The following is a 2,973-nucleotide window of genomic DNA, read 5'->3' on the forward strand; positions in this document are numbered from 1 at the left end:
ATCGACGTCAGGCCACTCCACGGCCAATAATTCGCCGCGCCGGAAGCCTCCAAGGATTGCCCCGGTAAAATACAGCCGCCAGCGGGTAGGAAGGGCGTACAGGGCCGTCAGGAGCTTCTCGACCTCTTGCCGGGAATAAACTTTCTTCTTCGAACGGATCTCCTTTTTCTCTTTTTTACTTTGGCTCGGGCGCTGCACGCCGTCCATGGGATTGCTTTTAATGACACCCCATGCGGCAGCGGCATCAAAAATCGACTTGGTTGCCTTATAAATGTTCAGCTTCGTATTGGTCGCAAGTGGTTTTCCATCCTTGATATTCACAAGACCAGCAAACCAGGTGACGAGCTGCAGCGTTGTGATCTGATCGATCCGCGTATCGCCGAATTCTGGTATGAGTCTCGATTCGACGATGGCCATGGTGTTTAGGATCGTCTTGCCTCCCATGTTTTCCTTGGCGTAACCTTTCTTCCATGTCTCAATGAAATCCTTAAAGCTGATTTTCTCGCTTTTGACCTTGCCGGTTGCTTCCCCGGACTCGACAGCTTCGGCCCACTTCGCGAGCTCTAGGGTGAGCCACTGTTCTGTTTTCCGAGCCGATTTTGCAATGTCGGCCGGCACTTCTACTCGGGTTGATCGTTTCGGTTTCGACACCTTAGACGGATCCCGAGCAACCAATTTGTACTTGTTGCCTCCCACATGCTCGATCCATGCCATTTTCTGCATCACTCCAAACATATGTTCTGTTTAAAGGTATATTTAAACGGCCTTTCAGCCGGAAAGCGCAAAGGTTAGATGTAAAATTTAATCATTTCTTTAGGGATTCCATTTCGAATTAAATACTCCTCAATGGATTCACCTTGTTCTATGTATGATCCAGCTGTCAACAACTTAAGGGCGAACCTGTTTGCCTGGCGCTCAAATTTCCCGGCAGAGAAGAAGGAATACTCGTCCAGGAAAAAACGGCTGATTCCTGGATGGAGCCGATCGTGTCCTAATTCGTGGGCGCACACAAAGCGCTTCCAAGAATCGCTAAGTCCTTCATGAATTGCTATATATTTTCTTCTTAGCTTTCGGTAATAAAGACCTCGTGTTTCACTCCCCAAGTCGCAAAACCAAACTTCGATGTTTAAACGCTCAGCAATCTCAAAAGGGTCATTCGACTTGAATCTACGGATGAGCTGCTTAATTTCATCGTCCATAGCCGTCCCTCTATTCGTCAGTAGTCTTCTTCCGGCCGTATGTCTTTTTATTCTTTTCTTTGGCATCCCAGAACATGGCTTCTATTACACGCTTGATTTTTTCCTTATCCTCATCACTTACGGGTACACCGTCAAACATAATAGGCTCATCTTCCTCGAGCATTTTTTTGAAATCTCGCTTGTCCTTTTGGTTGGCCCATTCTGGAACATGATGAGCGTCTTCATGGTTATCAGTTCTTCCAAGTAGATAATCAACGCTCACTTCGAAAATAGAAGCAATTTTAGAAGCCATATCAGCGCTTAATGTGCGTGTCTCCTTCTCGAATCCGTACAGATATTGAGGAGTGATTTCTAATTTCTCAGCTAACTCAGGGCCGCTAATTCCTTTTTTCAGCCGTATCTCACGGATTCTATTCATAAATATTCTCCTTCAACTATTTGTTTATAATCATCCTATCAACAAATAGTTTATATTACAACGAACAAATAGTTTAAAATCGGAGAAAAAACGAGTAATTTTAAACAAATAGCATTATTTATAGGCTTTTTTCAACGAAATGTTTAATATTAGTGCTAAATGCTGGATATTTCGAATTGTCGTAATGAAACAAATAGTTTAATATTTACTCATGTAATACAAACAAATAGTTAAAAGGAGGTGGGAGCATGAGTTTTTCAATATCCATTAAAAAAGCCATGGATGATCAAGGCGTTACTCCTTCTGATGTTGCCAAACAAACAGGTTACACTCCTCAATACCTCCATAGTCTCTTAGATGGCAGTCGTCGCTGGAATGAAACCACGCTTAGCAAGGCATGCGATGCTTTGGGATTGGAGATTAAATTGGTTCCGGCGAAAAAACTCAAACACCGGGATGGCTAAGGTGAGGAGGTTGCCTAAACCATGACAACAGCTGACTTTATCGAAGCACTCAGGGCCGATCTGAAACGGGAACTCACAGCTGAGATCTTGTCCGAACTACAGCCCGAGATCAAGAAGGCGCTGCGAGCAAACACCTTCACGTTTGAGGAAGCGTGCGAGTACCTCAAGGTGTCCGAATCAACGCTGCGGCGCATGGTCCGTAATAATAAAATTCCTTATTTCCGACAGCGTGAAAATTTGTATTTTCGGCAATTCGATCTGGACAAACACATTGAATCAATCCTGATCCGGAAGGGTGACTGAAATGATCGGTATCCATTCAGTTCATCGCCGTTTGGCCGAGTTGACGGAGAAGGCGGAACGGTTGGGTGGCTATGAACGGCTTTCCATATTGGAGCAGAAGGACATAGCTCACTGCTTGAAACTTAATGCCCAGGTTGTAAGAAGGATCGACGAGCTCAAGCAATTATCCTTTATCGCTTACCAGGCAAACGACATTGAATGGCAGCGTGATCTATGCAAACAGGTCAAAGCTTTAGAAGCAAATCTGTCCTGAAAGGGGGTGAATGTGAGTGAGCAAGGTGCTTGATATGGTCGCGTCGGAAGTCGTTGATTACTGCGCAAACGAGGAATGCGGGGCAGAGATTTACTTCGGGCAGCCAGTGACGAAAATCGGCAATGAGCTAGTTTGCTCGGGATCCTGCCTGATGAAAAAGCTGGGTGCTGTAACGATCATCGCCGGAAGGGAGGTGAACCAGAACGATGAACGATCTGCAATGGCGGAAACTTGAACTTAAGCGCCTACGCTGGCGGTTGTTGAATGGGCGTTGCCAATGTGATCCGGACGTACTACCGGCGGCACTGGATTGGCTGAATGGGGAAATCGAGAGGA

At 45.6% G+C, this 2,973-nt stretch carries 6 protein-coding genes and 1 pseudogene; 4 read left to right on the forward strand and 3 right to left on the reverse strand.

Features of this window, described 5'->3' with window-relative positions; translation table 11 throughout:
- From GQY55_RS30570 to GQY55_RS30580, 3 genes and pseudogenes are all read right to left on the reverse strand, one after another.
- Positions 1–723, reverse strand: a pseudogene (locus GQY55_RS30570) (site-specific integrase); the annotation flags it as partial.
- Between the two features lie 65 nt (positions 724–788).
- The gene (locus tag GQY55_RS30575) at positions 789–1,199 is read right to left on the reverse strand and encodes an ImmA/IrrE family metallo-endopeptidase (RefSeq protein WP_160045696.1); all 411 of its coding nucleotides are present in this window, start codon (positions 1,197–1,199) and stop codon (positions 789–791) included.
- A 10-nt stretch (positions 1,200–1,209) separates the two neighbouring features.
- Entirely contained in the window at positions 1,210–1,617 is a 408-nt protein-coding gene (locus tag GQY55_RS30580; RefSeq protein WP_160045697.1) for a helix-turn-helix domain-containing protein, read from the reverse strand.
- A 248-nt stretch (positions 1,618–1,865) separates the two neighbouring features.
- On the opposite strand from GQY55_RS30580, the gene GQY55_RS30585 reads away from it, so the two are divergent.
- Genes GQY55_RS30585 through GQY55_RS30600 form a run of 4 tightly spaced genes read left to right on the forward strand, consistent with a single transcriptional unit; the run spans position 1,866 to position 2,872 of the window.
- Positions 1,866–2,081 (forward strand): helix-turn-helix domain-containing protein, encoded by a 216-nt coding sequence (locus tag GQY55_RS30585; RefSeq protein WP_160045698.1) that lies wholly within the window; start codon positions 1,866–1,868, stop codon positions 2,079–2,081.
- A gap of 21 nt (positions 2,082–2,102) precedes the next feature.
- Positions 2,103–2,384 carry a helix-turn-helix domain-containing protein gene (locus tag GQY55_RS30590; protein ID WP_160045699.1) on the forward strand — a complete coding sequence of 94 codons (282 nt, stop codon included), beginning with the start codon at positions 2,103–2,105 and terminating at the stop codon, positions 2,382–2,384.
- Between the two features lies 1 nt (position 2,385).
- Complete coding sequence (locus tag GQY55_RS30595) at positions 2,386–2,637, forward strand: DUF7667 family protein (protein ID WP_160045700.1); 252 nt, start codon at positions 2,386–2,388, stop codon at positions 2,635–2,637.
- Positions 2,638–2,653: 16 nt separating this feature from the next.
- Positions 2,654–2,872, forward strand: coding sequence for a hypothetical protein (locus GQY55_RS30600; RefSeq protein WP_160045701.1), 219 nt, complete (start codon positions 2,654–2,656; stop codon positions 2,870–2,872).
- Positions 2,873–2,973 lie beyond the last annotated feature (101 nt).

Source organism: Paenibacillus sp. USDA918EY, from assembly GCF_009870825.1.
In the GTDB taxonomy this organism is placed as follows: Bacteria; Bacillota; Bacilli; order Paenibacillales; family Paenibacillaceae; genus Paenibacillus_AQ; species Paenibacillus_AQ albilobatus.